The sequence below is a fragment of the Halomonas sp. KM-1 genome (assembly GCF_000246875.1).
Lineage (GTDB): Bacteria > Pseudomonadota > Gammaproteobacteria > Pseudomonadales > Halomonadaceae > Halomonas > Halomonas aerodenitrificans.
Map to the genome: position 1 here is coordinate 14364 of NZ_BAEU01000017.1, position 14390 is coordinate 28753.

Below are 14390 nucleotides of genomic sequence, written 5' to 3' on the forward strand. Positions count from 1 at the left end.
GCAGCCCCACGTCTCGCCCGAGCGGAGGAACGCCTGATGCTCGATCTGATCAACGACCTGCTGTGGGGCAAGGTACTCATCGCCCTGCTGATCGCCGTCGGCGTCGGCTTCACCCTGGGCTCGCGCTTCGTCCAGTTTCGCTATTTCACCCGCATGTTCCGCATCCTCGGCGCCAGCCAGGCGTTCAAGCGTGACAAGCACGGCCACCTGAGCTCCTTCCAGGCGCTGCTGCTCTCCATTGCCGGCCGCGTCGGCGGCGGCAACATCGCCGGCGTGGCGGTGGCCATCACCCTCGGCGGCCCCGGGGCGATCTTCTGGATGTGGCTGGTCGGCCTGATGGGCATGGCCACCAGTTTCCTCGAGTGCACCCTGGCCCAGGCCTACAAGACGGCCCAGCCGGACGGCACCTACCGCGGCGGACCGGCCTACTACATCGCCCGCGGCCTCGGTAGCCACTGGAAGTGGCTGGCCGCGCTCTACTCGGTGCTGCTGCTGGTCACCTTCGGTTTCGGCTTTACCGCGTTGCAGTCCTACGCCGTGGCCACCTCCTTCGACGACGCCTTCGGCATTCCGGTGCTCTATACCGGCCTGGGCATGGCCGCGGTGGTCGGCCTGATCATCTTCGGCGGCATCAAGCGCATCGCCCGGGTGACCGAGGTGCTGGTGCCGGTCATGGCGGTGGGCTATCTGCTGATCGCCTTCGTGGTGCTGGGCATGAACCTGCCGCGCATCCCCGAGGTCTTCCTGCTGATCGTCAACAGCGCCTTCGGCCTGGAGCCGGCGGTGGGTGGCGGTATCGGCGCCGCCATCATGATGGGGGTCAAACGCGGCCTGTTCTCCAACGAAGCGGGCCTGGGCAGCGCCCCCAACGTCGCCGCGGTGGCCTATGTGCCGCACCCGGCCAACCAGGGGGTCGTGCAGGCCTTCTCGGTGTTCATCGACACCCTGATCATCTGTTCGGCCACCGCCTTCATCATCCTGCTCAGCGGCGCCTACGACCCGGCCAGCGGTGCCGATATCGGCGGCGTGGCGCTGACCCAGGTCTCGCTGGCCGACCACGTGGGCGAATGGGGCCGCAGCTTCGTCAGCGTGGCGCTGCTGCTGTTCGGCTTCAGCACCATTCTCTACAACTACTACCTGGGCGAGAACAGCCTCAACTACTTCAGCGATGGCAACGTCACGCTGTTCAACCTGTTCCGCATCGCGATCGTCGCACTTTGCGCCTGGGGTGCGCTGACCGACCTGGGTACGGTATTCGCCTTCGCCGACGTGACCATGGGCTTCCTGGCGCTGGCCAACCTCATCGCCCTGCTCATGCTGTTCAAGCCGGGGCTGCGCCTGATGCGCGACTTCGACGAGCAGATCCGCGCCGGCATTCGCCACCCCGTATTCGACGCCCAGAAGTTCGCCGATCTCGATATCGATCCCGCCGCCTGGGAAATCGAGCCCGAGGACATCGAGCGCCTCAAGCGTTACGGCGCAGCGGCACCGACTGCCAGCCAGCCGGCGAAGTAGCGGTGCGACATCCCAAGTCACAGCCTGCGACCGGCCCCGATGCTTCGGGGCCGGCCGTTGGGGCTCAGAGCGTGCGAACCCTGCCGGAAAGGGAAGACATGCAGGCCTGGCTGGAGAGCGTCCACGCCCGAGCCCGTTCCCGGCTCGGCAGCGGCCGGGTCGCCAGCTATATCCCGGCGCTGGCCGAGCAGAACCCCGCGCGGCTCGGTATCGCCGCGTGCACCAACTACGGCACGCTGTATGCCGTCGGGGACGCCGAGACGCCCTTCTCGATCCAGAGCATCGCCAAGGTGCTGCTGCTCACCCTCGCCCTGCGCGTGCACGGCGAAGCGCTGTGGCAGCGGGTCGGGCTCAATCCGTCGGGCATGCCCTTCAATTCGCTGGCCCAGCTCGAGGCCGAGCGGGGCAAGCCGCGCAACCCCTTCATCAATGCCGGCGCCATCGCGGTCACGGATCGCCTGGTCAGCGCCTTTGCCACCCCGGACAAGCACCTGCAGGACGTGGCCCGGCGGCTGGCGGGCAACGCCAGGATCCTGATCGACGACGAGGTGCTGGATTCCGAGTGGCAGCACCGCTCGCGCAATGCCGCCATGGCCTACCTGATGAAGGCCTTCGGCAACCTGGACAACGACGTCGACGAGGTGCTGCGCACCTACTTCTCCTGCTGTGCGCTGGCCATGAGCTGCGCCGACCTGGCCGTGGCCATGAACTTCCTGGCGGCCGACGGCGAGGCCCGCGCCATGGGCGAGCGCTTCGTCTCGCCGGGGCTGACGCGGCGCATCAATGCGATCATGGCGACCTGCGGCATGTACGACGCCGCGGGGGATTTCGCCTATCGCGTCGGGCTACCGGCGAAGAGCGGCGTGGGCGGCGGCATCGTTGCCGTGGTGCCGGGCCGGATGACGGTCTGCGCCTGGTCGCCGGCCCTCGACGACAACGGCAATTCCGTGGCCGCCCAGTACGCCCTGGAACTGTTCGCCGAGGAGCTCGATCCGGCTGGGATCAGCGTGTCCCGGGGATGATTTCGAGCTGATAGCCGGCAGCGAGCTGATAATTTTTCTCCTGCTCGAGGGCGCCGAACAGCAGAGCGCTACCGGTCAAGTCGTCGGGCAAGGTGACGAGAAGCACTTCGCCCTCGACGCCCAGGGTAACGCCATCGGGCGGCGCTTCAGGTCGGGAGTGGTTGAGTATCGCCGCCAGACGCAGCAGTCGCGCCAGACGCGCATAGCGCTGGCGTACCGTTGTCGGAAACTCCTTGAGCTCCTTGATGGGGAACTTGCGCCGGTGCGCCCGTACCAGGAAGGCAAGGCCGCGCTGATCCGTGCGCGAGAAGCCCGGCAGGTCGGAATGCTCGAGCAGGTAGGCGCCATGCCGATGGAACTGGCTATGCGAAACGGCCAAGCCTATCTCGTGCAGCCTGGCTGCCCAAGCCAGCAACTGGCGCTGCTCGTCGCCGAGCTGCCAGGCCCCGGCCACCTGGTCGAAGGCCGCCATGGCACTTGCAGCCACGTTGCCAGCCTGGCGCCTGTCGGTGGCATAGCGCAGATCGAGACCATCGAGCGTCTTGAGCCGCGAATCCTCCGGGGTGTTACGGCCGATCAGATCGTAGAGCATGCCCTCGCGCAACGCGCCGTCCGAATAGCGCAGAAACGGCAGGTCGAAGGCTTCGAAAACCGCGCACAGCACCGCCACGCCCGCCGGAAACACTCTGGCGCGATCGGGCTTGAGCCCAACCAGGGCGAGCTGGTCGATATGGCCGTAATCGATCAACTGCTGGCGCAACCGAAGCAGCGCATCACGACGAATGATGCCCTCGACGCTCGCCCCCTCGGCGGAGACGATGGCCGCCACGTTGCGGATAGTGCCGCTGGTGCCCACCGGATCCGACCAGCCCAACTGCAGGAACGGCTGGCGGATACTCTCCACTTCGTACAGCGCTGCGGTTTCGGCCTGGCGGAAGCGACTCTCGTCGATTCTGCCCTCGGCAAAGAAACGTCGGGTGTAAGAGACGCAGCCCATCTCCAGGCTCTCCAGGGCCTGAGGTTCGAACCGCTCCCCGATGATGAACTCTGTCGAGCCGCCACCGATGTCGATGATGAAGCGGCGGCCATGCACGTCGGCCAGCGAATGCGCCACGCCCAGATAGATCAGGCGGGCCTCTTCGCGACCGGAAACGATCTCCACCTCATGGCCAAGCAGGGCTTCGGCATGGGCAATCAGCTCCTGGCCGTTGCTGGCCACGCGCAGCGTTTGGGTACCGACGATACGCAGGTGCCTGGGGTCGATGTCGGCGACGAACGGCGCGAACCGGGTCAGGCACTCCATGGCGCGCTGCATGGCCTCGTCGCTCAGCCTGAGGTCGTCGTCGAGCCCGGCGGCCAGTTGCACCTTCTCACCGTACTTGGCGGTCACCTGGAAACGTTCGTGCTGATAGTTGGCGACCAGCAAGTGGAAGCTGTTGGAGCCCAGATCGATCGCCGCCAGGCGGCGCGGCTCGTCATGAGTCGATGGGGTCATCGGTGGCGAGTTCTTCCTTCAGAGGCCTGCCGAAGCAGACAAGAGCAAAGGGGCGGCTACGGCTTCAGCCGGAACGGACAAAGCCACTCAGGCCTTCGCTGCATAAGCGTAGAGCAGCGTCTCCTGGGCGCTGATGGCCGGGACGCCCTCTTCGGGCACCTGCTTCACGTAGCGACCGTCAGCGGTCAGTACCCAGGCCTGGCAGTTGTCCACCAGGTAGGTCTCCAGGTCCTTGCGTACCTGCTGTGCCAGCTTCTTGTCGAGGATGGGGAAGCAGGTTTCCACGCGCTGGAACATGTTGCGTTCCATGAAGTCGGCGCTCGAAGCCCACACCTCCGGCTTGCCATCGTTGTGGAAAGTGAAGACACGGGTATGCTCGAGGAAGCGCCCCACGATCGAGCGTACCTGGATATTCTCCGACACCCCCGCCACACCGGGGCGCAGGCAGCACATGCCGCGTACGATCAAGTCGCAGCGCACCCCGGCCTGCGAGGCGCGATAGAGCGCCCGGATGAGCTGGGGCTCGGTCAGCGAATTGCACTTGATGATCAGGTGCGCCTTCCTGCCCTTCTCGGCGTGTCTGGCCTCACGCTCGATCATCTTCACCAGCCGGTCATGGAGCACGAATGGCGCATGCAGCAGGGTTTCAATCACCCTGGGCTTGCCCATTCCCGACAGCTGCTGGAAGACCAGATGCACGTCCTCGCACAGCCGCTCATTGGCGGTCAGCAGGCTGTAATCGGTGTAGAGCTTGGCCGTGCGCGAGTGATAGTTGCCGGTGCCCAAGTGGGCGTAGTATCGCAGGCCGCCTTTCTCGCGGCGCACGATATGCAGCATCTTGGCGTGGGTCTTGTAGGCCATCACGCCATAAATCACGATGGCACCCGCCTCCTGAAGGCGGGCCGCGAGCAGCAGATTGTCCGCCTCGTCGAAGCGCGCACGCAGCTCGATCACCACCGTGACCTCCTTGCCGTTGCGCGCGGCCTCGACCAGCGCACTGACGATGGCCGAATCGGCACCGGTGCGATACAGGGTCTGCTTGATGGCCAGCACGCCAGGATCGTTGGCCGCCTCGGCCAGCAGGCTCTCGATGGGCGTGAACGACTGAAAGGGATGGTGAAGCAGAATGTCGCCCTGAGCGATCAGGCTGAACAGGCTCTCCTTGCGATTGTTGAGCACCTTGGGCAGCCCGGGAATGAAGGGCTTGTAGAGCAGTTCGTGGCGCTCGAAATCGCCCAGCAGCGTCATCAATCGGCTCAAGTTGACCGGGCCATCCACCAGGTAGAGGTCGCGGGGCGCAAGGTTGAACTGGTTGAGCAGAAAGTCGGTGAGATGAGCCGGGCAGTCGTTGACCACCTCCAGGCGCACGCCGTCGCCGTAGCGTCGCGCCAGCAGCTCACCCTTGAGGGCCGAAGCGAGATCGGAGATCTCCTCCGTATCCACCGAGAAGTCGGCGTTGCGGGTCAGGCGGAACTGATAACAGCCGATGATCTTCATGCCGGGGAACAGCTCCTCGGCATGGGCATGAACCATGGAGGAAAGAAAGACGAACTCATCGCAGCCCGGACGGCTCAGGTGCGCAGGCAAGCGAATCAAGCGCGGCAGCGGTCGCGGTGCGGGTAGAATCGCCAGTCCGCCCTCGCGGCCGAATGCATCCTGTCCCTCCAGCTCGACGATGAAGTTCAGGCTCTTGTTGACCAGGCGCGGGAAAGGGTGGGAGGGGTCGAGCCCGATCGGGCTGATCACCGGCATGATCTCTTCGTCGAAATATTCCCTGACCCACTCCCGCTGGGATGCGGTCCAGCTCTCGCGGCGCAGGAAGAAGATATTCTGCCGGGCGAGCTCGGGAATCAGCGTCTCGTTGAGAATACGGTACTGTCGCTCCACCTGCTCATGCACTATGCGAGAAATTTCGTCGAGCAGCTCCGTGGGTCGCATGCCATCGCTCCCCACCTCGTCGGGATGCAAGGCAATATGCCGCTTGATACCCGCCACGCGAATCTCGAAGAACTCATCCAGATTGGAAGAGAAGATGAGCAGGAACATCAACCGATTGACCAGCGGGTGAGACATGTCCAGCGCCTGCTCGAGCACGCGGATATGAAACTGCAGGGTCGACAGCTCGCGATTGAAGTAGAGGCTGGGAGACTTCAGGTCGAGCTCGGATGTGGCGGAGGTCGGCTTGGCACGGACCCCGGTACGGGTGTGATTGACCCGCAGCAGCGGTTCGTCATGCGTCTCGGCGGGCGTCAAAGGCTCGGGGAGCGCTGCCGGTATCGCCTCCTGGCTGCGTTTCTCCTCAATGGCGCTCTGTTCTTCCGGCATGGCCTCTACCCCGCTGCAGCATGACCCCACCTCTCGGCGACATGACGCGCCGTGAGCCTGAGTGACGTTGTCACGTAGCATACGCAGCCTTTGTGACAAGCTGATGTCCACCGGGCCGGAAGAGCGCTGTCGAGAGGCATCTTGGCGTAGTCTCGCCGGTGAAGACGGTCTGCCCCTGCAGCGCACCTGGAATTCGTGAGATACTTCGCGTTTTCCTGCAGTCGCTCCATCACTCGTCGCCACATCAGGGACGCACGCTCATGTCTCAAGGTACGCTTTTCATCGTTTCCGCCCCCTCCGGGGCCGGCAAGACCACACTGGTACGCGAGCTGATCGAGAGCCTCGACGGCATCCAGGTCTCGGTGTCGCATACCACCCGGGGCCAGCGCCGTGGCGAGGTGGACGGCGTCAATTACCACTTCGTGACGGTGGGCGAGTTCGAGGCGATGATCGCGCGGGGCGAGTTCTTCGAGTACGCCCGGGTATTCGACAACTTCTACGGCACCTCGCGGCCCGCGGTGGAAGCCCTGCTCGAAGCCGGCCAGGACGTGATTCTCGAGATCGACTGGCAGGGCGCCCGCCAGGTCCGCGAGCAAATGGCCGATGCGGTATCGATCTTCATCCTGCCGCCTTCCCGCGACGAGCTGGAGCGGCGCCTGGCCAACCGCGGCACCGACGAGCACGCCACCATCGCCCGGCGCATGCGCGATGCGGTCAGCGAGATGTCGCACTACGACGAATACGACTACCTGGTGATCAACGACGACTTCACCACCGCCCTGCGCGAACTGCAGTCACTGGTGATCAGCCGGCGGCTGAGCCTGGCGCGGGTGAAGGAGAGCCACGGCCCGCTGCTGGATGCGCTGCTGTCCTAGCCGCGTCGCTGTTGTCCTAGCCGCAGGCGCCTGTCCTGGCCCGCAGACGCTTGTCAGGGTAGCCGAACGTCGAGTAATCTAGTCTGTCCTGTTCCATTTCGGTCCTCAGGCCGCTGCCGTGGGCCCACTACAGTTTTCGGGAAGTACCCTATATGGCGCGTGTCACCGTCGAAGATTGTCTGGAAAACGTCGAAAACCGCTTCAAGCTGGTGATGATCTCCACCCAGCGCGCTCGCCAGCTGTCGCGCGGCTCGCGCGATGCCCAGCTGCCGTGGGAGAACGACAAACCCACCGTGATGGCGCTGCGCGAGATCGCCGCCGGGCTGGTCGACCATACCGTGCTGGACGAGCCGATCGAGGCACCGGTGAGAATTCGCCGCGAAGGCGAGCCGGGTATCGCTCTCGAGGAGTAAGGCTGTCACTCAAGGCGCGCTAATGTTCACCATCGACGACCTGGCCGACAGACTCGGCGGCTATCTTCCTCCCGACGAGATCCAACAGGTCAAGCGCGCCTTCTACTATGCCGAGCAGGCCCACGACGGCCAGCGCCGGCGCTCCGGCGAACCTTACGTCACCCATCCGCTGGCGGTGGCCAACATCCTCGCCAACATGCACATGGACCATCAGAGCCTGATGTCGGCCATGCTGCACGACGTGATCGAGGACACCGGGGTTTCCAAGGAAGCTCTCGCCGAGCAGTTCGGCAAGCCGGTGGCGGAGCTGGTCGATGGCGTCTCGAAGCTGACCCAGATCACCTTCGAGGACAAGGCCGTCGCCCAGGCCGAGAACTTCCAGAAGATGGTGCTGGCGATGTCCCGAGACATCCGCGTCATCATCGTCAAGCTCGCCGACCGTCTGCACAACATGCGCACCCTGGGCGCCCTGCGCCCGGAGAAGAAGCGCCGCATCGCCCGCGAGACGCTGGAGATCTACGCCCGCATCGCCAGCCGTCTGGGCATCAATACCATCCGCGTGGAGCTCGAGGATCTCTCCTTCCAGGCGCTGCACCCGATGCGCGCCGAGCGCATCAAGCGCGCCGTCTCCAGCGCCCGCGGCCATCGCCGCTCGGCGATCCGCCAGATCCAGACCACGCTGCAGAAGAGCCTCGACGACGAAGGGCTGGCCGGCACCGTGGTGGGCCGCCAGAAGCACCTGCTGTCGATCTACAAGAAGATGCGCGACCAGCGCAAGCCGTTCGCCGAGATCATGGACGTGTTCGGGTTCCGCATCATCACCGAGGACGTCGACAGCTGCTATCGCATCCTCGGCGTGGTGCACAACCTCTACAAGCCGGTGCCGGGACGCTTCAAGGATTACATCGCCATCCCCAAGGCCAACGGCTACCAGAGCCTGCACACCACCCTGTTCGGCAGCGGCGGCATGCCCATCGAGGTGCAGATCCGCACCCGCGAGATGGAGGCCATGGCCAACAACGGCATCGCCGCCCATTGGCTCTACAAGGCGGGCCAGACCGATCACCCCATCGCCGAGGGCAGCCACGCCCGGGCCCGGGAGTGGGTCAAGGGGCTGCTCGAGATGCAGCGTCACGCCGGCGACTCGCTGGAGTTCATCGAGCACGTCAAGAACGACCTGTTCCCCGACGACATCTACGTGTTCACGCCGCGCGGCGACATCATGGAGCTGCCCCAGGGCGCCACGGTGATCGACTTCGCCTACGCCGTGCACACCGACATCGGCAACAGCTGCATCGCCTGTCGCATCGACCGCCACCTGGCACCGCTCTCGACCCGCCTGGAGAGCGGTCAGACGCTGGAGATCATCACCGCCCCGGGGGCGCGTCCCAACCTGGCCTGGCTCAACTTCGTGGTCACCGCCAAGGCGCGTTCGGCGATTCGCCACGCCCTCAAGCATCAGCAGCAGACCGAGGCGGTTCAGCTCGGCCGGCGCCTGCTCAACAAGGCCCTGGCCGATTTCGAGACCAGCCTGGAGGAGCTGCCGGACACCGTGCTGCCGGAGCTGCTGGACGAGCTGTCGCTCAAGGACGAAGAGAGCCTGCTGGAGTCGATCGGCCTCGGCACCCGAGTGGCCCACGTGGTGGCCCGACGCCTGGTCGATCTGCTGCATGGCGACATGGCCGAGGCCGGCGAGCGCGGGCTGGCCGCCCAGGGCCCCATCGTCATCAGCGGCGGCGAGGGGATGGTGATCAAGTTCGCCCGCTGCTGCCACCCGCTGCCCGGCGATCCGGTGGTGGGCCATCTGTCGGTGGGCAAGGGCATCGTGGTGCACCGCACCGAGTGCCGCAATCTCGACGAACTGAAGAGCGATCCGGACAAGCTGTTCGCGCTGGAGTGGTCCGACGAGATCAGCGAGGACTTCCCGGTGGCCCTGCGCATCGAGATCGAGAGCCGCCGCGGGCTGGTGGCCGAGCTGGCCAGCCTGGTCACCGACGCCGATGCCAATATCGAGCGCATCGGCATCGAGGAGCGTGACGCCCGGCTCTCCATCGTGCATCTGACCCTGGCGGTACGCGACCGCGTGCATCTGGCCCGCATCATCAAGCGCATTCGCAATCTGTCCCACGTCGGCAAGATCACTCGCGTCGGCAATTGAACCCGTTTCGGCCCGTTCGCCGCCCGGCGCGGCGAACGGGCTTTTCATTGACCCTTGCCATGCAGTACATGAACACCACGAGGAGAGCGTCATGAGCAACAAGGCCGTGATCAATACCGAAAAGGCCCCCGCCGCCATCGGCCCCTACTCCCAGGCCATCAAGGCCGGCAACACCGTCTATCTGTCCGGTCAGATTCCCCTCGACCCAGCCACCATGGAGCTCGTCTCCGACGACTTCGAGGCCCAGGCCCGCCAGGTCTTCATCAACCTCAAGGCCGTGTGCGAAGAGGCCGCCGGCTCGCTGGGCGAGATCGTCAAGCTCAACCTCTACCTGGTCGACCTGGACAACTTCGCGGTGGTCAACAAGGTGATGGAGGAGTTCTTCGACAAGCCCTACCCGGCCCGCGCCGCGGTGGGCGTCAAGGCGCTGCCCAAGGGCGCCCAGTTCGAAGCCGAAGCAGTTATGGTCATCGGCGACTAGAAAAGGCGAATTCGCTACTGCGCTTGAGATCCTGACCGCCGGCGGTGCTCGCTCTCCTCATGTAGCGGACTACACTCCGGGAGCTGCGCTCCGGCGGCGATCAGCCTCTCTTCGCTCGTGACGCGACTTCATCCTTTTCAGCTGATTAGCCATGAGGCTCTTCCTCGCGCTGAACCCGCCTCCCGAGCTGCGTAAGCGGCTCGGTGCGCTGGCGGATATCGCCCACGACCGCTGCGGCGGAAGGCGCATGCCCGACCCTAGCCTGCACCTGACGCTGGCCTTTCTCGGCGAGGTGGAGGAGGCCAAAGCCGCCGAACTCGTCGAGTGGGTCCGGGGCCTGAGCATCGAACCCGGCGAGTGGCGCCTCGACGGCTGGGGCTGTTTCCGGCGCCCCGGCATCGTCTGGGTAGGCGGCCGGCACACCGACCACGGCCTGGCACGGCTGCAGGGCCGGCTGTGGGACGCGCTCGAAGCACGCGGCTTCGGCATGCGTCCCGGCGGCTTCACGCCTCACGTCACCTTGCTGCGCCGCGCCGCCTCGCTCGAGGTGAACGGGCTTCCCGCCGTCGACCTGACATGGTCTTATGAGCGCATGGAGCTGCTTCACTCGGTGGTCGATCAGCGGGGCGCGCACTACCACTCTCTGGCCACATCTCAGCATTGATGCCTCAAGGACGAAGAGGCGCCAGATCAGCCAACACAGATTGGCACACAAGAAAAAGGGGAACACTGTGAAGCGCAGGAAGAACCTCGCCGCCGGGCTGCTGGCCTGCCTGGCACTGATCGGTAGTCCTGCCGGACTGGCCGACTTATACCTCGACGTCGGCATGACCAGCGAATCGGCCGCCGCCGCCCGTATCGAGCTCGATACACGTCCTGAACTCGACTTCCTGCCGGCAGCGCTTAGCCTGCGTCTGGCCACCGGCCTGCTGTTGCTGCAGGGCCGCGAGGGCAACCACAACGCGGCCTGGCTGGCCACCCCGGCGCTGCGCTGGACCTTCGGCGAACAGCGCGGCGTGTTCGTCGAAGGCGGCATCGGCGTGGCGCTGTTCCTCGAATCGCGCCACGAGTCGCGCGAGCTCGGCAGCGCCTTCCAGTTCCAGGATCGCCTGGCGCTGGGCGGGCCACTGGGGCCCGGCGAGGTCGCCCTGAGCCTGACCCACTACTCGAACGGCGGAATCCGCTCGCCCAACCAGGGCTTCGAGGTGCTGGCTCTGGGCTATCGCCTGCCGCTCTAGCTCAGATCCAGCCCAGCTCGATGCCGCGCAGCACTGCGCGCACCCGGTCACGCACGCCCATCTTGGAGAGGATGCTGGAGACCTGATTCTTCACTGTGCCCTCAGCCGTGCCCAGCGCCAGCGCCACCTCGCGATTGTTGAGACCGCTGGCCAACAGCCGCAGGATCTCCGTTTCCCGCGAGGTCAGCCGACACGGTGGATCGAGGCATTCGAACTCGGGGCTCAGGCTGCGCAACCCGCGCAGGACGCGCTCGGTGATCGACGGCCGGATGGCCGAGCCACCCGCGGCGACATGGCGAATGTCCTCGGCCAGACGCTCCAGAGAAATGTCCTTGAGCAGAAAGCCGCGGGCACCGGCACGCATGCCGGCCAGCAGCGCCTCGTCGTCGTCGAAGGTGGTGAGCAGAATGGTTGGCGGGAAGTACTCCGCCTCGTTCAGACGAGCCAGCACCTCGATGCCGCTCATGCCGGGCATGCGCACGTCCAGCAGCATCACGTCGGGAGTTTTGGCGGCGACGAGCTCCAGTGCCTCTTCGCCACCCGCCGCCTCGCCGACCATTTCGATGTCGGGCGTCAGCCCCAGCAGCCCGGCGATGCCGCTGCGCACCAGATGCTGGTCGTCGACCAGCAGCACTCGAATCATGATCTGCCCCCTTCCATAGGCAGCCATAGCCCAACCTGACAGCCGGCGCCGGGTCGCGATTCCAGCGCCAGGCTGCCACCCACCTCTGCGACCCTTTCGCGCATTCCCGTCAGTCCGTTGCCCGGCACGATCCTGGCCGCACCGCGGCCGTCGTCGACGATGCCGACATGTATGCCGCCGGCCTTGCATGCCACACTGATCTCGACCCTACCCGCGTCGGCATGGCGCAGGGCGTTGGAGAGCGCCTCCTGCACCGTACGGAAAATCACATGGGCCAGGGCCGGGTCGCACACCCGGCAGCGCGGGTCGTAGCGCAGCTCGATGTGGGGCTGGGGTATGCCCGAGCAGAGCGTCTTCAGGCTGCCGAACAGATCGATCGGGACGACGAGGCGCTCGCGCTCGACCGTGCTCCTGACCTCCTGATAGAGCGCCTTGGCGATCTCACGCGCAGTATGCAGCGATACCGCCTTGTCCTCCGGCTGCCGCGAAGCCAGGTCCAGATGCAGATTCAGCGCCGCCAGATGGTGGCCGAGGCCGTCGTGAAGGTCACGCGAAATACGCAGGCGCTCGCTGGCGCGTGCGCTGTCCGCCAGCAGCTGGCGCGTAGCCGTGAGTTCGGCATGGGCCTTGGCCAGCCGATAGCGCTGGCGCCGCTCGGTCATGGCGATACAGCCCAGACAGAAGGCGAACAGCTGCCATACGAAGAACATCAAGATGGCCAGCCCCAGCAGGCTCGCCAGGCTGATGGCCGGCAGCTCGATACCCGCTGCCTCAGCCGCCGCAAGGGTCGCCTCCATCGGATCCGCCGCCAGCAGAATCGCGCCCCACAACAGCGCCTTGAGCAGTGCCTGGGCCAGCAGCCAGGTGAACGCCAAGGGCAAGGGATAGAGAAAGGGAAGCTGGGCGGCCACGATCAGCAGCAGCTCTTCGTTGATCACCAGACCTATCGCTATCTGGATCACCAGCAGCCAGCGCGTGCGGGGCTGGCGATAGGCAGTCGGCGCCGTCGCCAGGCAGAACGCCACGGCGAAGACGACGAAGCCGATCATCACCAGCGTCTCGCTGAACAGCAGCCCCGCCACGGTATCGCCCAGCCACTGCCGCACCAGGGTCTCGCCGTTCAACACGAGGGTCAGCTCGTCTTCCGCAGCCAGCTCCTCGTGTACCCGGTGCATGGCATAGATCACCGCACAGGCGATCAGCCCGACGCCGCGAAACAGCAGAGTGGTGGGGCCGAACGATCCCGCTAGGGCATGCCAGCCGCCTCGCGCCCTGTCTCCCATATCCGATACCCATGATCCGGCCGCCATTTCCCCGCCCTCGAACCATGCCTGTGGAGAGGGTCACGCTCACCGGCGCGACCCGATATCGCGGCAGCATATCAGGCGTTTCGGTCGACGGCGTATGCACTTTGTCACATGGGGCGATAGCGACGGGCGGGACATGCCGGTGGGCCGGGCCAGGCGTAACGTGACGGCTCGTCGGGCCGGCCAGGTGGCCGGCCCACTACCGAGGAGACACCCATGAACAAACGCGTGATCGCCGCGACCTGCCTGGCCGCTCTCTGCTCCAGCGTGGCCTTCGCCGATGACAATGCCGCCGGGTCGGGCGCCTTCGTCTACAGCAAGCTCGGCACCTTCGGCCTGGGAGCCGGCGTCGGCTATGCCATCGACCGTCAGTTGGCAGTGCGTCTAGGCATCAATGGCGAATCGGAGTTCAAGGACGACCGCACCCTGGAGGGCGTCGAGTACGAGCTCAAGCGCAAGCAGCGCAACGCCGTCGAGGCGCTGGTCGACTGGTATCCGCTGGCGGGCAGCGGCTTTCGGGTGAGCGGTGGATTGCTGTTCGCCAACCCCGAGACCCGCCTGGAAGGCAAGCGCGACAACCGGGGCGGCTATACCATCAACGGCACGCGCTACAGCGCAGCGGAAGTCGGCGATCTGACGGGCAAGGTGGAACACAACCGCGTCGCGCCCTATCTCGGCCTGGGCTGGGAGTCGTCGCCGGCCTGGCAGCCTGGCTGGCGCTTCATCAGCGACCTGGGCGTCGCCTACTACGGCAGCCGCAGCCCTTCTCTGGAAGCATCGCGCGGCAGCGGTAACAGCGACCTACGAGCGGATCTACGCGCCGAACGTGAGCGCCTCTCGCTGAGAAGGCAGGACGAGTTCGGTCTTGGCATGTCGATCGGTGTCGCCTACACCTTTTGACGTCTCACCTTTTGAGGC

13 protein-coding genes are annotated in these 14390 nt (G+C 65.6%); 9 read left to right on the forward strand and 4 right to left on the reverse strand.

The window, feature by feature from the left end:
* Positions 1-36: 36 nt before the first annotated feature.
* Both B8115_RS01150 and glsB read left to right on the forward strand, forming a co-directional pair.
* Positions 37-1515 carry a sodium:alanine symporter family protein gene (locus tag B8115_RS01150; protein ID WP_010625895.1) on the forward strand — a complete coding sequence of 493 codons (1479 nt, stop codon included), beginning with the start codon at positions 37-39 and terminating at the stop codon, positions 1513-1515.
* A gap of 98 nt (positions 1516-1613) precedes the next feature.
* The gene (gene glsB / locus B8115_RS01155; protein ID WP_010625896.1) at positions 1614-2537 is read left to right on the forward strand and encodes a glutaminase B; all 924 of its coding nucleotides are present in this window, start codon (positions 1614-1616) and stop codon (positions 2535-2537) included.
* On the opposite strand, the gene B8115_RS01160 is transcribed toward glsB, so the two are convergent.
* Positions 2518-4032 carry a Ppx/GppA phosphatase family protein gene (locus B8115_RS01160; protein WP_010625897.1) on the reverse strand — a complete coding sequence of 505 codons (1515 nt, stop codon included), beginning with the start codon at positions 4030-4032 and terminating at the stop codon, positions 2518-2520. The two genes, glsB and B8115_RS01160, sit on opposite strands and share 20 nt — an antisense overlap.
* An 87-nt stretch (positions 4033-4119) precedes the next feature.
* Positions 4120-6357, reverse strand: coding sequence for a polyphosphate kinase 1 (gene ppk1 / locus B8115_RS01165; RefSeq protein ID WP_010625898.1), 2238 nt, complete (start codon positions 6355-6357; stop codon positions 4120-4122).
* Positions 6358-6617: 260 nt separating this feature from the next.
* Here ppk1 and gmk point away from each other — a divergent pair, with 260 nt between their 5' ends.
* The 6 genes from gmk to B8115_RS01195 all read left to right on the forward strand — a co-directional run bounded on the left by gmk (position 6618) and on the right by B8115_RS01195 (position 11522).
* Positions 6618-7232, forward strand: a complete 615-nt coding sequence (gmk, locus tag B8115_RS01170; RefSeq protein WP_010625899.1) for a guanylate kinase — start codon at positions 6618-6620, stop codon at positions 7230-7232.
* Positions 7233-7384: 152 nt separating this feature from the next.
* Complete coding sequence (rpoZ, locus tag B8115_RS01175; RefSeq protein WP_010625900.1) at positions 7385-7645, forward strand: DNA-directed RNA polymerase subunit omega; 261 nt, start codon at positions 7385-7387, stop codon at positions 7643-7645.
* 22 nt (positions 7646-7667) lie between these two features.
* Positions 7668-9803, forward strand: coding sequence for a bifunctional (p)ppGpp synthetase/guanosine-3',5'-bis(diphosphate) 3'-pyrophosphohydrolase (locus B8115_RS01180; protein ID WP_010625901.1), 2136 nt, complete (start codon positions 7668-7670; stop codon positions 9801-9803).
* Positions 9804-9894: 91 nt separating this feature from the next.
* Positions 9895-10284 carry a RidA family protein gene (locus tag B8115_RS01185; protein WP_010625902.1) on the forward strand — a complete coding sequence of 130 codons (390 nt, stop codon included), beginning with the start codon at positions 9895-9897 and terminating at the stop codon, positions 10282-10284.
* 151 nt (positions 10285-10435) lie between these two features.
* A complete protein-coding gene (gene thpR / locus B8115_RS01190) occupies positions 10436-10948 on the forward strand; it encodes an RNA 2',3'-cyclic phosphodiesterase (protein ID WP_010625903.1) in 513 nt (170 codons plus the stop codon).
* 67 nt (positions 10949-11015) lie between these two features.
* Positions 11016-11522, forward strand: coding sequence for an acyloxyacyl hydrolase (locus B8115_RS01195; RefSeq protein ID WP_010625904.1), 507 nt, complete (start codon positions 11016-11018; stop codon positions 11520-11522).
* A gap of 1 nt (position 11523) precedes the next feature.
* Here the strand turns inward: B8115_RS01195 and B8115_RS01200 are convergent, their stop codons facing one another.
* Together B8115_RS01200 and B8115_RS01205 are read right to left on the reverse strand one after the other, a co-directional pair.
* Positions 11524-12165 carry a response regulator transcription factor gene (locus B8115_RS01200; protein WP_010625905.1) on the reverse strand — a complete coding sequence of 214 codons (642 nt, stop codon included), beginning with the start codon at positions 12163-12165 and terminating at the stop codon, positions 11524-11526.
* Positions 12162-13448: a sensor histidine kinase gene (locus B8115_RS01205; RefSeq protein ID WP_010625906.1), complete on the reverse strand. Its 1287-nt coding sequence runs from the start codon at positions 13446-13448 to the stop codon at positions 12162-12164. The genes B8115_RS01200 and B8115_RS01205 overlap by 4 nt, the downstream gene beginning before the upstream one ends.
* Before the next feature lie 240 nt (positions 13449-13688).
* On the opposite strand from B8115_RS01205, the gene B8115_RS01210 reads away from it, so the two are divergent.
* Positions 13689-14372 (forward strand): hypothetical protein, encoded by a 684-nt coding sequence (locus B8115_RS01210; RefSeq protein ID WP_010625907.1) that lies wholly within the window; start codon positions 13689-13691, stop codon positions 14370-14372.
* Positions 14373-14390 lie beyond the last annotated feature (18 nt).

What these genes read in the sequence shown, in the direction of transcription:
- B8115_RS01200 (WP_010625905.1), bottom strand. Translation starts at nt 12,165, where the DNA reads ATGATTCGAGTGCTGCTGGTCGACGACCAGCATCTGGTGCGCAGCGGC.
- rpoZ (WP_010625900.1), top strand. Translation starts at nt 7,385, where the DNA reads ATGGCGCGTGTCACCGTCGAAGATTGTCTGGAAAACGTCGAAAACCGC.
- B8115_RS01160 (WP_010625897.1), bottom strand. Translation starts at nt 4,032, where the DNA reads ATGACCCCATCGACTCATGACGAGCCGCGCCGCCTGGCGGCGATCGAT.
- thpR (WP_010625903.1), top strand. Translation starts at nt 10,436, where the DNA reads ATGAGGCTCTTCCTCGCGCTGAACCCGCCTCCCGAGCTGCGTAAGCGG.
- gmk (WP_010625899.1), top strand. Translation starts at nt 6,618, where the DNA reads ATGTCTCAAGGTACGCTTTTCATCGTTTCCGCCCCCTCCGGGGCCGGC.
- B8115_RS01205 (WP_010625906.1), bottom strand. Translation starts at nt 13,448, where the DNA reads ATGGGAGACAGGGCGCGAGGCGGCTGGCATGCCCTAGCGGGATCGTTC.
- glsB (WP_010625896.1), top strand. Translation starts at nt 1,614, where the DNA reads ATGCAGGCCTGGCTGGAGAGCGTCCACGCCCGAGCCCGTTCCCGGCTC.
- B8115_RS01150 (WP_010625895.1), top strand. Translation starts at nt 37, where the DNA reads ATGCTCGATCTGATCAACGACCTGCTGTGGGGCAAGGTACTCATCGCC.
- B8115_RS01180 (WP_010625901.1), top strand. Translation starts at nt 7,668, where the DNA reads ATGTTCACCATCGACGACCTGGCCGACAGACTCGGCGGCTATCTTCCT.
- B8115_RS01210 (WP_010625907.1), top strand. Translation starts at nt 13,689, where the DNA reads ATGAACAAACGCGTGATCGCCGCGACCTGCCTGGCCGCTCTCTGCTCC.
- B8115_RS01185 (WP_010625902.1), top strand. Translation starts at nt 9,895, where the DNA reads ATGAGCAACAAGGCCGTGATCAATACCGAAAAGGCCCCCGCCGCCATC.
- ppk1 (WP_010625898.1), bottom strand. Translation starts at nt 6,357, where the DNA reads ATGCCGGAAGAACAGAGCGCCATTGAGGAGAAACGCAGCCAGGAGGCG.